Genomic DNA, 13,856 nt, shown 5'->3' with positions numbered 1-13,856 from the left:
TGCTGCGGACCGGTCCGACGACCGTGACGAGATTCATCGCACTCTCACGGGATCACCAGAAGATCGGAGAACACCGATGACGACATGGACGAGCGACGAACTCGACCGCATCGCCGGGGCCGACGAGTTGGAGATGGCACCGCTCCGGCGCAACGGCACCCTGCGCCGACCGGTGCCGATCTGGGTCGTCCGCGACGGTGACGACCTGTACGTCCGCTCCTTCCGGGGTACGGACGGCGGCTGGTGGCGCGCGGCACTCGCGAACCATGAGGGGCACATCCGATCCGGCGGCGTCGACAAGGACGTCACCTTCGTCGAGGTGGCGGGCTCCGGCATCGACGACCGTATCGACACCGCGTACCGCACCAAGTACGGCCGCTTCGGTGGCGCGTATGTCGATCCCATAGTGGCGGCACGCCCGACGACGCTGAAGCTGGTGCCCAGATGAGCAAGACGTGCCCGGTGGCGGCCACCGGACTTACGCCAGTGGCCCGCCCTACTCAGGAGCAAGCCCCATGATCGGTCTCGAACTCGTCGTACTCCTGGGTGTGGCCGTGCTGGTCGGCCAGTTCGTCGCGCAGCGCCTGGGCGTCGCACCGCCCGTGGTGCTGCTTGTCGTGGGTGCTCTGGTCGGGCTGGTCCCCGCCGCGCGCCAGACGCAACTTCCCCCGGAAGTGGTGCTGCTGCTCTTCCTTCCGGTGTTGCTGTACTGGGAGAGCCTCACCACGTCCATGCGGGAGATCCGTACGAATCTGCGTGGAATCGCCCTGCTCAGCACGGTCCTGGTGATCCTCACCGCGGGGGCCGTCGCGGTCGCCGGGCACGCGCTCGGGCTGCCGTGGGGGCCGGCGTGGGCGCTGGGTGCGGCCGTGGCTCCCACCGACGCGACCGCGGTGGGCGTCCTGGCCCGCTCTCTGCCGCGCCGCCAGGTCACTGTGCTGCGTGCCGAAAGCCTCGTCAACGACGGCACCGCGCTGGTCATCTTCGGCCTGGCGGTCGGGATCACCGTCGGCGAGGAACACCTCACCCTTCCGCACGTCGGCGCGCTGTTCCTGCTGGCCTACGGCGGAGGAGCCGCTGTCGGCGTGGCGGTCGCGTGGATCAACATGAACCTGCGGAGGCGCCTGGACGATCCCCTGCTGGGCAACCTCGTCATGATCCTGGCGCCGTTCACGGCATATCTGCTCGCTGAGCTGATCCACGCCTCGGGCGTGCTCGCGGTCGTCGTGAGCGGGCTGATCATGGCTCAGGTGGCTCCGACCCTCATCCGTGCCGAGCACCGCCGCCAGGCCCTGGCCTTCTGGCCACTGCTCACCTTCATCATCAACGGCACCCTGTTCGTCCTGGTCGGAGTGGAACTCCAGTACTCGCTCCGCCACTTGAACCGGTCCGACCTCCAGGACGCCTTGATCGCGATCGGAGTGGTCAGCGTGGTCCTGGTCGCGGTCCGGTTCGCGTTCCTGTTCTCCTCCACCTACCTGATCCGCGCCATCGACCGGCGTCCTGAGCAACGAGATCAGAGACTCAGTCACCGGGCGCGTGTCGTCAGCGGGTTCGCGGGCTTCAGGGGCGCGGTGTCGCTCGCCGTCGCGCTCTCGGTTCCGGAGACCCTCGACTCCGGTGCTCCCTTCCCCGACCGTGCCTTCATCGTCTTCGTCACCTCAGGCGTCATCGTGGTGACCCTCGTCGTGCAGGGACTGCTGCTGCCGGGCGTGGTGCGCTGGGCTCGGCTGCCGCACGACACCTCCGTCGACGAGGAGGAGGTCCTCGCCGACACCACCGCGACCGAGGAAGCCATCCGGGCGCTCCCGCACCTCGCCGACGAACTGGGCACCACCCCGAAGGTCACGGAGTGGCTGCGCCAGGAGTACGAGGCCCACCTGGCCACCGTGCAGGCCCAAGGCGCGGGCTCCGACGGAGATCCCGCCCTGCTCCACAACCGCCACTACACCGATCTCCGCCTCGCCCTCATCGCCCACAAACGCGCAACCGTCGTCCGCCTGCGCGACGAACGGCACATCGACGACACCGTACTGCGCCGCCTCCAGGCAGCCCTGGACAACGAAGAGGTCCGGCTGGCCGGACGCGAACCGGTGGAGTGAGCCGAACCCGAACCCACCCTCACCCCAAGACCGACGCGAAAGGACCCCCTCGGTCATGCCCTCCGGCCTCATCGACGTCCACGCCCACCTCCTGCCCGACTTCTACGTCCAGCAGGCCACAGCAGCGGGCCACGCCCACCCCGACGGCATGAGCACCTGGCCGTCGTGGTCCGTGCAAGCGCACCTCGACCTGATGGACCGCAACGGCATCGAGACCGCGATGCTGTCCATGTCCTCCCCCGGCGTGCACTTCGGTGACGACAAGGCGGCCAGCCTCCTGGCCCGGCGCGTCAACGAGTACACCGCCGAACTGACCCGGGACCACCCGGGCCGCTTCGGCAACTTCGTATCGCTTCCCCTGCCGGACGTGGACCGCTCGCTGGAGGAGATCGCCTACGCCTACGCCGAACTCGACGCCGACGGCGTGGCCTTGCTGACTCACACGCACGGCGTCTACCTGGGCGACCAGCGCCTCGACCCGATCTTCGCGGAACTCGACCGCCGACAGGCCGTGGTCTTCCTGCACCCCACCTCACCGGTGTGCTGGGAACAGTCGGCGCTCGGCAGACCACGCCCGATGGTCGAGTACATCTTCGACACCGCCCGCACCGTCACCGACCTGGTCATGGCCGGCGTCCTGACCCGTCATCCGAACCTACGGGTGATCGTCCCGCACTGCGGGGGTGCCATCCCCGTCCTGGCCGACCGCATCAACGAGTTCATGGGGCTGTTCCTGCCCGCCCAGAAACCGACCGCCTCCGATGCGGTGCAGCAACTGCGGGGCCTGTACTACGACATGGCGGGTACTGCCTTCCCCCGCCAGGTTCCCGCGCTGCTGAATCTCGTCGATCCGGACCGCGTACTGTTCGGCAGCGACTACTGCTGGACGCCTCCCCCACTGGCCGACGCCCACATCGCGGCAATCGACACGGCCGAGTCGCCAGTGGACGGAACCACATGGCGCTCCCTGACCACAGCCAACGCCCAACACCTGTTCTCGGGGAAATGACGGTGAACGCAAGCCGACCCTCGGGCCGATGGGCCGGTGGTCCAGTCGTACTGGAAATCAGCTGATCGCTGCTGGTCAGTGCAGGTCCTCGGACCGTGTCGGTGACTGTTGCATCGTCAGCAGCTGGACACAGGGCCAGCTGGCCCACTTCAGCAATCGCCCGATTGTTGTCCACTTCATTCGCTTGCGACTCGGCGGAGGCCTGCGCACCACCGACGGTGGCGGGGGTGCGGGGCCTCCGCCGGCCTCCTTGCCTTCACCGCCGTCGATGACGGTGAACAGCCGGTCGCAGGAGCCCAGTTCGCGCTATTGGACCTCGATGAGCGGGCCGGAGGCGGAACCGACGGCGTGGATCTGACCGGTGGGCCGACGGCGTGCTTCCTGCCGCATTGTCTCGATGGCGCGCCTGACCGCGCCTTGTGCGGGCGTCAGCGATCGACCCGGGGTCATGGCAGGAGAAGCACTTTGCCGGTCTGCCGATGGCTTTCCAGGTAAGCGTGGGCCTCAGCCGCCTCTGCCAGGGGATAGGCCCGGTCGATGATCGGCTCGATCTTTCCGTCTGCCAGCAGTTCCAAGCACAGCTGCTGGTCCCGCAGGGTCGCCCCGCGCACGCTGGCGATCTTCACCTGCCCGCCGATGAGCGCGAGTGCGTCCAGCTCGAGCCGGGATCCCTGGTCGGTCGGTGTACCCAGGACGATGACCGTACCGCCGAGCCGTATGCAGGCAAGGGAAAGCTGGAAGAAGTCGTTGCCGCCGACACAGTCCCAGACGGCGTCCGCGCCCAGACCGTGCGTCAGCTCCCTGACCTGTGCCGGCAGTCGGGGATCGGTGGAGTGCACGATGTGGTCGTAGCCGAGCTTCCTGAGCGCTTCGTCGCGGTCCGGCTTGGTGGTGGTGCCGATGACGGTGGCTCCGCTCAGCTTCGCCAGTTGTGCGCAGGCGATCGCCATCCCCCCGCTGGCGCCGGTGATGACCACCGTGTCACCGGGACCGACAGGTGCTTGCCGCGCACAGTTGAGCGGGGTGGTGTAGGACCACATGGTGGCTGCGGCGGTCTCGAAGTCGATGCCCTCGGGGATGGGCAGGATCGCGTCCTGGCGACGCACGACGTACTGGGCGTATCCGCCGAAGACCTGGTGTCCGGGGTAGGCGGTGTCGATGCACAGGTTTTCGAGTCCGCGTACGCACAGGGCGCAGTTGCGGCACGGCGGGTGCGGTAGCTGCACCGCCCTGTCGCCGGGGCTCCACCGGGTGACGTTCTCGCCGGTGGCGACGATTTCACCGGCCGCGTCCCGGCCGAGCTGGAACGGCAGAGGCCACGCGGGCCGTCCCGGGAGCGGCTGCGGCAGGTTGCCCGAGCGGTATCGGAGATCCCAGCTGTTGACGGCCGTGGCGTGCACGCGCATCAAGATGTCGTCGGGGCCGACCTCGGGAATCGGTGCCTCGATGTACTTGAGCACCTCGGGACCGCCATGTTCGAACAGGCGGACCGCCATCATGGTCTGTTCCACTTTCACGTTCCTTCAGATCGTTACGCGGTTCATCGGGGGCTGCATACAGCCGCCAGAAAACTGATCGGTCTGACGATCAGTCTGACGATCGGTCACTTGATCTCGGGCGGGTGAGCATCAGCTCGAAGATCCGCTCCGCCGTGTCCGGGTCGAACGACAGCGTCGGGTTCGCGAGCAAGTCCCGACTGATCACGAGTCCGGTCCGGTGCAAGCGTCTGCCCCACGACTTCTACGTGCTCCGCCCACCCCACATGACGGAGCGCGCCGAGCACGACGGAACCGGACCGGGCGGCGTGAACCGCCGTAGTCAGGTGCCGCAAAGCATCGTGATCAACGGCGGTCGATGGCGGGACGCGGAAAGCCTGCATGACCGCCAGGCAACAGCCGCCTGATAAAGCTCATACCACTCGGCCTATGAAGCTTCCGTGAAGCCGGGCTCTTGCCGCCGGCGCCCGGGGAGCAGGGCTGCAGCCGGCCGCGGCGGATCCTGTGGTCCGAACTGTTGACGGCGACGGCCATGACCTCGGAGCCGCCGAACTCCTCGTACACGATGGCCTTCATGTCTGGTACTTCCCGTCACATGCGTAACGCCGCCGTGGGGGAAGCCCCTGGGGGGCCGGATCCGCCGTCACCACCGTCGAGGTGGCCGCGCCGCGTCTCCTGGTGTCGGCGGAAGGGAGTTGGCAGGGCACCTCTTTGCCCGAGGAGCGTCTGACGCCCGCTCACACGCTGTGGGTCCTGCTGACCGTGCACCGGGAAAGCCTGCGGACCGAGCGATCCCCGGGACGCTGACCGTGTCACGCGCCGCGGTCGCCGCACGCGCTCTCGCCGTCTCCGAACTCGGCGACGCGCACCGAGCGCACTCCCTCGATGTCCTTCACGACCGCGACCTGCTCATCACCTCCGCTCCGGGGTCGATAACTCGATAGGTCGATGGAGTCAGCGGGAGCCCGGTGGCATGCCGCCCCCTGGGGCGGGTTCCTGCGGTAGGCGCAAGGAGAACGTTGCTCCCTTGCCCAGGCCGGCGGATTCCGCGGTGATGTCTCCGCCATGGGCTCGGGCGATGCCCCGGGCGATGGCCAGGCCGATGCCGCTACCGCCGGCGGCAGCGGGTCGGCCGGGACGCTCAAGGCGTTCGAAGCGGTGGAAGATGCGCTCCAGGTTGTGTTCGGCGATGCCGATGCCGTCATCCACGATACGGACGATCACATGGGGCACGGGAGACGGTTCAGCGTGCACGGACAGCGCCACACGCCCGTGCCGATCGGATGCGGCCAGTGCGTTGCCGAGCAGGTTCACCAGGACCTGGGTGATCCGGTCCGGGTCGCAGAAAGCGCCGACGGGTGTGCCCGCGTCCACGACGAGGGTCACCAGCTGGGCGTCGTACTGGGGGCGCAGTCGCTCGGCTGTGGCCCGAGCCACCATGGCCACGTCGGTGAGCTTGCCGTGAAGAACGAAGGCGCCCTCCTCCGACCGGGACAGGCTGGAGAGGTCGCCCGCCAAGCGCTGCAGCCGGTACAGGTCGTCGGCGAGGGAAGCGAACATCGCCTCATCGGGGACGAAGATACCGTCGGCCACGCCCTCGATCTGGGCGCGTAGAAGGGTGATGGGGGTTCGCATCTCGTGGGCGACCTCGGAGATCAGCCGGGCGCGGCGGCGTTCGGTGTCGGCTAGGGCTGCCGCCAGCGTGTTGACGTCTTCGACCAGCGCTGCCAGGCCCGGCTCGCTGGGAAGTTCGAGGACATCGTCGTAGTGTCCCTCGGCGAGCCGGCGCGTGGCGGCACGCACCCTGTCGAGCGGACGCAGCAGAAACCGGGACAGGGCGACGGACGCCGGGAACGCCGCGGCCACTCCGAACAACAGGCCGACCTGCAGGACCACGTCGCCTTCGACGTCGTCAAAACCGAGCCACACCTCGATCAGCGCGCTGATCGCCGCCATGGCCGCCAGTGCCAGAAGGAGCACCATGACGTGCGAGAGCACCAGCCGGTTGCGGAACGACAGACGCTCCATGATTCGGCGCAGCCGCGCACGAGACCGGTGGTAGGCCGGGAAGCGGGAGGCAGGCATGGGTGGGTGTCCTTCCTGGCCGCTAGGCGGGGCGCCCTGTGAACCGGTAGCCGATGGTGCGGACGGTTCCCACGAACCGGGGTGCGCCCGCGTCGTCGCCCAGCGCACGTCGCAGAGTGCGGATGTGCACGTCCACGACGCGCTCGTCACCGAAGAAGTCCTCGCCCCATACTTGGGCCAGCAGGCCGCGCCGGGTGAAGACCCGTCCGGGGGCCCGGGCCATCGCGAACAGCAGATCGAAGTCGAGAGCGGACAGTTCCACCGCCCGGTCGGCATCGACCAGCACGGTCCGCGTCACGCTGTCGACAGTCAGCCCGTCGAAGCGCAGGACGCCGTCCTCGTCGGCCGCCTCGGACCGGCTGTCTGTGCGCCGCAGGATGGCGCGCACCCGCAGGGCCAGTTCGCGGGGGCTGAACGGCTTGGTGACGTAGTCGTCGCTGCCGGTGGTGAAGCCGATCAGCCGGTCGACCTCCTCGTCGCGGGCGGTGAGCATGATCACCGGGATCTGACTCGCCTCCCGGATGCGGCGCAGGACCTGGAATCCGTCCAGCCCCGGGAGCATCACATCGAGCACCACGAGGTCCGGCAGGTCACGGGTGACCGCCTGCAGGGCGGACGGTCCGTCCGCGGCTTCGACGACGTGGAACCCGTCCGCCTCCAGGTAACCGCGCACGGTCATACGGATCTTGGGCTCGTCATCGACGACCAGAACGCGCTGCGTACTCATCGTGCTCGCTTTCCATCGCCGGGTGGGAAGAGGGAGGCGGAGGGTCGTCATGGCCGCGGGGTGACCGGCGGCGTGGAGGCAGCGAGCCTCGATTGCGGCCAGCGTACGGTGTCTGTCGTGGCCGGCGACGATCGTTGGGACGGGATGTGCACGACGTCCGAACCGATCTCCTGCAGCAGCCGGGCGGCGGGCCGGGCGACCTGCCAGGGCAGGCAGACGCGGAAGGCGAGGCGGAACGGGGTACGGCAGCAAGCCGGCCGGTGCAGCGTGATCCCCTTCTCCATGCTGGTCCCGGCACCGGCCTCCGCCGCTGGGCAGATCAGGAACCGCCTTCCCCATCCTGCGGGCCGCGTTCACCCGGCCAGGCGACGTCGATTTCCGTCGGTGGCCCCTCCGTCGGCTGGCGCTGACCTTTGCACAGAGCGCCGCCCGCGGCCCATCGGCGGGGCAGCGGGCGGCGGGCTCGGCGTGCGGTCGCGGCTCAGCGCGGGCCGGCGCGGCGTATACGCGCCTTCAGTTTCGGGAACTGGTCGAGGGCGTTGTCCCGCTCGAGAGCGATCCGCTGGCGCCGGCTGTAGATCTCGTCGACGGTCGGTTCGGGGTCGCCTGTCTTGAGAATCGGCAGGCTGCCCTTGAGGAAGGGCATCGTCTCCACGTTGTCGGCCGCGTAGAGGTGGCGGGTCGCCGGCCAGTCGCTGCCGAACATGATGTGGTCGGCGGGCACGAGGGACGCCAGTGGCTCCAACTGCGCGGCGGTGAACGCCTGTGCGTTGTCGAAGAACAGCCGCTTCATGTACTTGAGGGGGCCTTCGGGCAGCACCTCGTTGAACGGCGGGAAGGCCGAGTGCCGTGTCGCGAGCCGGTAGGCCAGGAACGGCAGTGCCCCGCCGGAGTGCGTGAAGTGCCAGCGAATGTTCGGGTAGTCCCGCAGAACACCGTTGTAGATAAGGCTGGTCATCGCGCGGGTCGCATCGAACGTGTACTCGAAGACGTTGTTCCCGGCCGGGATGTCCGGGCCGAAGCAGAGCTTCGGAGCCGGGTTCGTCTCCGGACCCGTCGGGTGGACATAGACGTAGGCATGGCGGTCATTGAGGATCTCGTACAGAGGTGCGAACGAAGGATCCCCGAGGTAGGTGCCCTTGTAGTTGGTGAGCAGGCAGATGCCGTCGAGATCCAGTTCGCCGAGCGCGCGGTCCACCTCGGCGACCGCGCCGTCGATGTCGGGCATCGGAGTGACCGCGAAGATCCCGAACCGGTCACCACGGGTCTGCACGAGGTTGTGGGCGTAGTCGTTGACCGCGCGGGCGGTGGCGCGCCGGTCGTCGACCGGGCCGACGGTGACCTGGAGGTCGCCGAACGACAGGACGCTGGCCTGGATCCGGTACTCGTCCATGAAGGCCAGGTGCCGCTCGACCGACCACGGACCGTACGCCCCGGTAATGGCGCCGAGGAGGCCGTAGCGCTGCAGGTAGTCGTTGTACACGTCGGGCGAGTAGTGGGCGTGGGTGTCGATACGCCAATTGCCCTTTGGCAGCCCCGAGCCGGACGATGCCGTCTCCGGACTGGCCATGGCAGTCGGCACCGTGGCCGCCGCCGCCGTGACAAGCGCCGCGGCCGATGCCCCTTCGATCATCCTTCGACGCGAGATGTTCCGTCGCAGGTTCATTTCGAGTTCCCCTCTTCCTTCTATGTGCGAGTCAGGTCGTATGTGCGTGCGTCACGGCGCCGTCGCCAGGCCGGGCAGGGCCCGCGCAGGACGCCGACGGTCCCCGCCGCGATGGAGACTGCTGTCTCCACGGGCGTGCGAGTGCGCGGTGCAGGCCGCTCGGGGAGTGCAAGCGGGCAAGTCGCTCCTCGGCTGGGCCGGTCGCGGCCAACAGGTCGATTCGGCACTCAGGCGTGGGAACCCCATGGCGCCGATGCAGCCGCGCCGACCGGCAGTCGACTGTGGAACGGACCCGCGAGCATCGCCGCCGACCCCGCCGCCGCTGTCCCCACCCAGGTCGTGAACAGGCTGCCGGTTCCTTCATGCAGCACGTCATCGCCGACCGCCTGGCCGACGGGGTCCACGTGTCTGGCCGACTCCGGACGAGGGAACGCGCCGATCACAACGGAACCGGACAGCACTGCGTGAACCGCCGTGGTCAGGTGCCGCGCAGCAGGGTGATCAGCAGTGTCCACCGGTGCGACGAGGAGTGCGTGCATGACCGCCAGACAACAGGCGCCTCATAAAGCACGTACGACTCAGCTCATGAAGCTTCCATGAAGCCAACCGCCGGACTGGCCCCCCACTTCCTGCAGCGGTCTCCGGCTTCTTGCAGATTCAGGGGCCTCCCCCAGCCGCCACCCTGGTCAGCTCTTGGGTGCGTCCGCCATGACCAGCCGCCGCCCGTGTCCGCCCGCGCCGGGGCTGTTGGAGGATTACGCGACGCGGCTCGACGACCTCTATGCAGGGGATGGGTCACGCCTGCCGGGATGGTGTACCGCACGGCGGTGCCGCTCATCCAGCCCAGCGCCTCCAACTCCTGGACCCCGCCGGCGCAGACGTAGGTGGCGCGGACGTTGAAGATGGTGGCCTGGTCGATGCCCACCAGGCCCTTGCCGTCGTCGTAGTGGTCGGTCTGGATACCGATCACGGCTCCGGCCGGGGCGTCGACCTTCAGGTACAGGGTGACCTGGATGTTGGACCGCAGGGTGGCCGAGATGGCGGTGGAGCCCTGGCCGGTGGCCGGGAGCGAGGCGGCGTTGGTGTGGGACTTCAGGTAGAACCCCGGGTTCGTTGCTCATCCCGGTTGTTCAGCCCCTTGTACGAGCGGTGTCCGACCGAGGGCATGACCTCCGGTGAGCGGCGCCGTAGCAGCGGAGCTTGTCCGTGACGACCACCCGCGGCACCGTGCGGGTCCTCTTCACCAGACGACGGAAGAATCGCCTGGCCGCGGACCGCCGACCCCTCCCGCCCCCGCCCCCGCCCCCGACCCGGCAGTACAACTGGACCGCCGGCTCATCAGCCCGAGGACCGACAGCGATGTCGGGGGCGTCGGACCCAAGCACCGACGCCCCCAATGGGCCGGGATCATGTCGACCCGGCATCACGGCAGCCTCTTCCGGAACTACCGGGAAGGAGTCGCGACCTTTGTCAGCGCGGGCGGACGCCGCCGCACGGTTGGGTCGCTATGGCTGCCTCAGCCGCAGTCGGCGCGGCTGTTCACGCCTCGGTCGCGGGCGACGATCTGGCCCGACGGCTGGCCGTTGGAATCAAGCACGTTGCCGATGGCGTCGTAGTAGGCGCCGTAGGAGACGATCTCGTTGTACCCGCGGCCGCGCCAGGAGTTCACCCTGGTCTTGCCCCACTGGTAATCCTTCACGTGGAAGACCGGATTGCTGCGGACCGTACGCATCACCGGACGTTTCGCCAGCCACCCCTTCCTCCGCGGCGGAATGCTGATGCCGGTGGTGACCGACCAGCCGGACGCCTTTGCGTACGACCAGCTGCGGGAGTAGGAGCCGCCCGCCGAGACGGAGAGCACCTTTTCGAGGATGGTCCAGTCTATGCCGACCTCGACGCTGACGCTGTTGGTCGTGGTGCTGGTCGTGGTCCCGTTCGCCTGGATGTTCTGGGAAAGCGTACTCCTATAGCTGCAATTCACCAGTGTGTCGCTGGTCTGCTGCTCGGCGCCGGTCCAGGTCCAACTGGCCGACTCGGGGTAGGAACAGTAGCCGCGGACCATTTCCCAGGGATGGCGCAGCGTGGAGTAGACGTGGTCGAACTTCCACTGGTCGTAGCTTCGTCTCTTGAGCTCACCGGTCTGGACGTTGATCAGCCAGTATGTGTCCCAGGTCGGGCCATTGCACAGGGTCAGCATCACCCTGTTGGCGTCGAACGGCTCGGCTCTCATGATGTCGGTGACGGCGCTGGCCGGCGAGACGAACGTCAGCACCGAGGCCAGACTCAGACCCGCGGCGACGCAGGCTCGATTGATCGTGGTACGCGAGGTCATAGGGCATTCCTGTTGGTCGAAGCAGATGGCGGCCGGTCGGGGGAGAGGGAACCGCCACCCTCGGTAGCCAGCCATCACGGGGCACATCACGTGTCTTCTTCGTCACCCGGTAATGGTGGGGACATCTTCGACAGATCATCTCCGGATGCGGCATCAATATCCACGCCCGATGATCGACGGTCAAGGGGTCCAGTGAAAAGGGGGAGTTAACTCCCGGTGACGCGAGAACGATAGAAAAAGGGCACGCTAAATGGCAGCGAACTCAAAAGATGAGAGCGCCGATATAGAGCCATGGCCGACGCGGTGACGCCTGCATGTGCTGGCGAGTCTTCAGGGGCTGGAATTGTTCATCAATCCAGCCCGCGGCGCCAAACAATCAACCTCGCTCCGGGCCGCATCCGCCCGCGATGCGGCCTCGTCGGCCACAGTGGCGGTCCGGCCGTCTCGATGGGCAGCCGCTCGCCCGTCCGGGGCCGCTGCAGGGAGACCAGCGCGGCGGTCAGCACGACAGCCAGAACAGCGGCCAGCGAGGCCCACAGGCACCGTGCCCTGCGGGTGGTTCTGGCGGCTTCCCACCTTTCCGCCTCGCACGCCTGCCGGGAGGCGCTGAGGAACGCCCTCTCCTGTGCCGTGAGGGCACCGCGCATCTTTGGAGCGGTGAAGAACTCCTCCGCCCTGGCCAGTCGGATACCTCGGTACAGGGCGCCAGGGTCGCGGCCGAACTCCTGCCAGATACGGGCGGCTTCGGTGAGGCGGCACTGTTCGCGCAGCCGCTCCCGATCCTCCTCGATCCAGCCGCGCAGCCGGGCCCAGCGGGTGAGCAGGGCCTCGTGGGCGAGTTCCACCATGTCCCCGCCCACGGTGAGCAGCCTGGCATGGGCCAGCCTTTCCACGACCCGGACCGCCTCCTCGGGCTCCGGAAGGGAGCGGAGCTCGGCCATGGGAATCGGGCGTGGAGTGTCGGGGGAACAGTCCCCGGGGACGACCATCCGCAACAACAGCTGCCGGACGGTGCGTGCCTGAGCGGGGGACAGACGGCCGTAGACCTCTTCACCGGTGGCGACGATCGGGCCGAGGACGCCGCCAACGGCTTCGTAGGCGGCCAGCGTCAGCATCCGGCCCCGGCGTTTTCGCCAGGTCTCCAGCAGGGCGCGCGAGAGGATCGGCAGTCCGCCCGGCTGGTTCGCGACGTCCTGGACCAGCCTGTTGGTCAACTCCCGTTCCACCAGCAGCCCTTCGGCGGCAGCCGGCCCGGTGACCGCCTCCCGCAGTTCCGCAGGGCTCATCGGGCCGATCCGCAGACTGGAATCCCGCAGTGCCTGCGCGAGACCAGGGTGCTCGGCGCAGCGACCGCGATAGTCAGCCCGTACGGCGAGCACCACCCGTACCCGGCTGTCCGGCTCTCGGGCGGCCAGCAGCAGGTCGATGAAGCGGTTTCGCTCGGCCCGGTTCCGGCAGAGCGCGAAGACCTCCTCGAACTGGTCGACCACCACCCAGATTTCAGGCTCATCGGGGCACGGGTTCAACAGACGGTCGTAGGCGGCCGCAGGACCCTCCCCCGGCGTGAGCAGCCGGACCAGAGAGGAAGGCCGAAGTCGTCCCGCCGTCTCCTGCAGCGCCGGGACCAATCCCGCCCGCAGCAGGGAGGACTTCCCGCTCCCTGAGGCACCGGACAGAATCGCGAACCGCCGCTCGGTCACCAGTGCCACCAACTCCGCCACCAGGCTGTCCCGACCGAAGAAGTAGGCGCGGTCCTCCGGTTCGTACGGGGCCGGCCCCCGGTAGGGCGGCGGCGTACCCGCGGTGTCGCGCGTCGCTGCCGACTCCTCGACCGCCTGCTTCCACCGCACCTGCCATTCATCCGGGTCCGCGCCGCACGCCTGCACGTACGCCCGAAGTACCTGAAGGGACGGCATCCGTTCGCCCGAAGCCGCCTGCGCCAGCGTCGTCACCGAGAACCGCACCCGCTGGGCCATGGTCCGATAGGTGAGACTACCGGCCTGCTCGCGCAGCAGCCGCAGTTCGTATGCGAGCCGCTGCACCGGCCCGTCGTCCGGTTCCAGTCGTTTCTCAGGACGGCCCGCCATAACTTCCTCCCCTTTGGCGTGGATCTCCCCGGGGGAGCACCGCCGCAGCACGATCCGCCGCTGGAACGGACGTCACCCTCGCATCGGACGGAAGAGTTGTGAGGGGGAAGAAACCTTCCCCTGACTGCGCCTGCCCTTTGGATGGGAACGCGCGTGCCGTATAACCGGCGGAGTGGTTCGGGTGGCTCGCGATGCGCGACCGGGGTCCACACGGTTTGGCGGCCCTGGTTCTGGTGGCTGCCTGGGTGCCTGCGGCTGCCGCGCTGCCGCCCCTGGTCGACGCCGGCCCGCGTCATCGTGCTCCTCGCGGCCCTGGCCACCGTGAAGACGTGGCGCTTCGCGGAACTTCGCC

General features: G+C 68.4%; 11 protein-coding genes and 1 pseudogene. 4 read left to right on the top strand and 8 right to left on the bottom strand.

Going from position 1 to position 13,856, the window contains the following annotated elements; genetic code table 11:
• Window positions 1–76: 76 nt before the first annotated feature.
• The 3 genes from OG734_RS44555 to OG734_RS44545 all read left to right on the top strand — a co-directional run bounded on the left by OG734_RS44555 (window position 77) and on the right by OG734_RS44545 (window position 3,111).
• Entirely contained in the window at window positions 77–448 is a 372-nt protein-coding gene (locus OG734_RS44555; protein WP_330293081.1) for a DUF2255 family protein, read from the top strand.
• A 67-nt stretch (window positions 449–515) separates the two neighbouring features.
• Window positions 516–2,102, top strand: a complete 1,587-nt coding sequence (locus OG734_RS44550) for a Na+/H+ antiporter (RefSeq protein WP_330293080.1) — start codon at window positions 516–518, stop codon at window positions 2,100–2,102.
• A gap of 55 nt (window positions 2,103–2,157) precedes the next feature.
• Window positions 2,158–3,111 (top strand): amidohydrolase family protein, encoded by a 954-nt coding sequence (locus OG734_RS44545; protein ID WP_330293079.1) that lies wholly within the window; start codon window positions 2,158–2,160, stop codon window positions 3,109–3,111.
• Between the two features lie 446 nt (window positions 3,112–3,557).
• On the opposite strand, the gene OG734_RS44540 is transcribed toward OG734_RS44545, so the two are convergent.
• Window positions 3,558–4,622, bottom strand: a complete 1,065-nt coding sequence (locus tag OG734_RS44540) for a quinone oxidoreductase family protein (RefSeq protein WP_330293078.1) — start codon at window positions 4,620–4,622, stop codon at window positions 3,558–3,560.
• Window positions 4,623–4,732: 110 nt separating this feature from the next.
• Between OG734_RS44540 and OG734_RS44535 the strand changes: the two genes are divergently transcribed.
• Window positions 4,733–5,014 (top strand): hypothetical protein, encoded by a 282-nt coding sequence (locus tag OG734_RS44535; RefSeq protein WP_330293077.1) that lies wholly within the window; start codon window positions 4,733–4,735, stop codon window positions 5,012–5,014.
• A 547-nt stretch (window positions 5,015–5,561) separates the two neighbouring features.
• Here OG734_RS44535 and OG734_RS44530 read toward each other — a convergent pair.
• The 7 genes and pseudogenes from OG734_RS44530 to OG734_RS44500 form a co-directional block, all read right to left on the bottom strand.
• On the bottom strand, window positions 5,562–6,692 hold the full coding sequence (locus OG734_RS44530; RefSeq protein ID WP_330293076.1) for a sensor histidine kinase: 1,131 nt from the start codon (window positions 6,690–6,692) through the stop codon (window positions 5,562–5,564).
• Window positions 6,693–6,714: 22 nt separating this feature from the next.
• On the bottom strand, window positions 6,715–7,419 hold the full coding sequence (locus OG734_RS44525) for a response regulator transcription factor (protein ID WP_330293075.1): 705 nt from the start codon (window positions 7,417–7,419) through the stop codon (window positions 6,715–6,717).
• Window positions 7,420–7,900: 481 nt separating this feature from the next.
• A complete protein-coding gene (locus tag OG734_RS44520) occupies window positions 7,901–9,052 on the bottom strand; it encodes an amidohydrolase family protein (protein WP_330293074.1) in 1,152 nt (383 codons plus the stop codon).
• 616 nt (window positions 9,053–9,668) lie between these two features.
• Window positions 9,669–10,055, bottom strand: coding sequence for a hypothetical protein (locus tag OG734_RS44515; RefSeq protein WP_330293073.1), 387 nt, complete (start codon window positions 10,053–10,055; stop codon window positions 9,669–9,671).
• 146 nt (window positions 10,056–10,201) lie between these two features.
• Window positions 10,202–10,356 (bottom strand): annotated as a pseudogene (locus OG734_RS44510) (DDE-type integrase/transposase/recombinase); the annotation flags it as partial.
• 245 nt (window positions 10,357–10,601) lie between these two features.
• Window positions 10,602–11,417, bottom strand: a complete 816-nt coding sequence (locus OG734_RS44505) for a hypothetical protein (RefSeq protein ID WP_330293072.1) — start codon at window positions 11,415–11,417, stop codon at window positions 10,602–10,604.
• A 350-nt stretch (window positions 11,418–11,767) separates the two neighbouring features.
• On the bottom strand, window positions 11,768–13,504 hold the full coding sequence (locus tag OG734_RS44500) for a helix-turn-helix domain-containing protein (RefSeq protein WP_330293071.1): 1,737 nt from the start codon (window positions 13,502–13,504) through the stop codon (window positions 11,768–11,770).
• Between the last annotated feature and the right edge of the window lie 352 nt (window positions 13,505–13,856).

It is taken from the genome of Streptomyces sp. NBC_00576 (assembly GCF_036345175.1).
In the GTDB taxonomy this organism is placed as follows: Bacteria; Actinomycetota; Actinomycetes; order Streptomycetales; family Streptomycetaceae; genus Streptomyces.
Note: the sequence above shows the minus strand (reverse complement) of the source record. Positions and strands in the feature narration are given on the sequence as shown.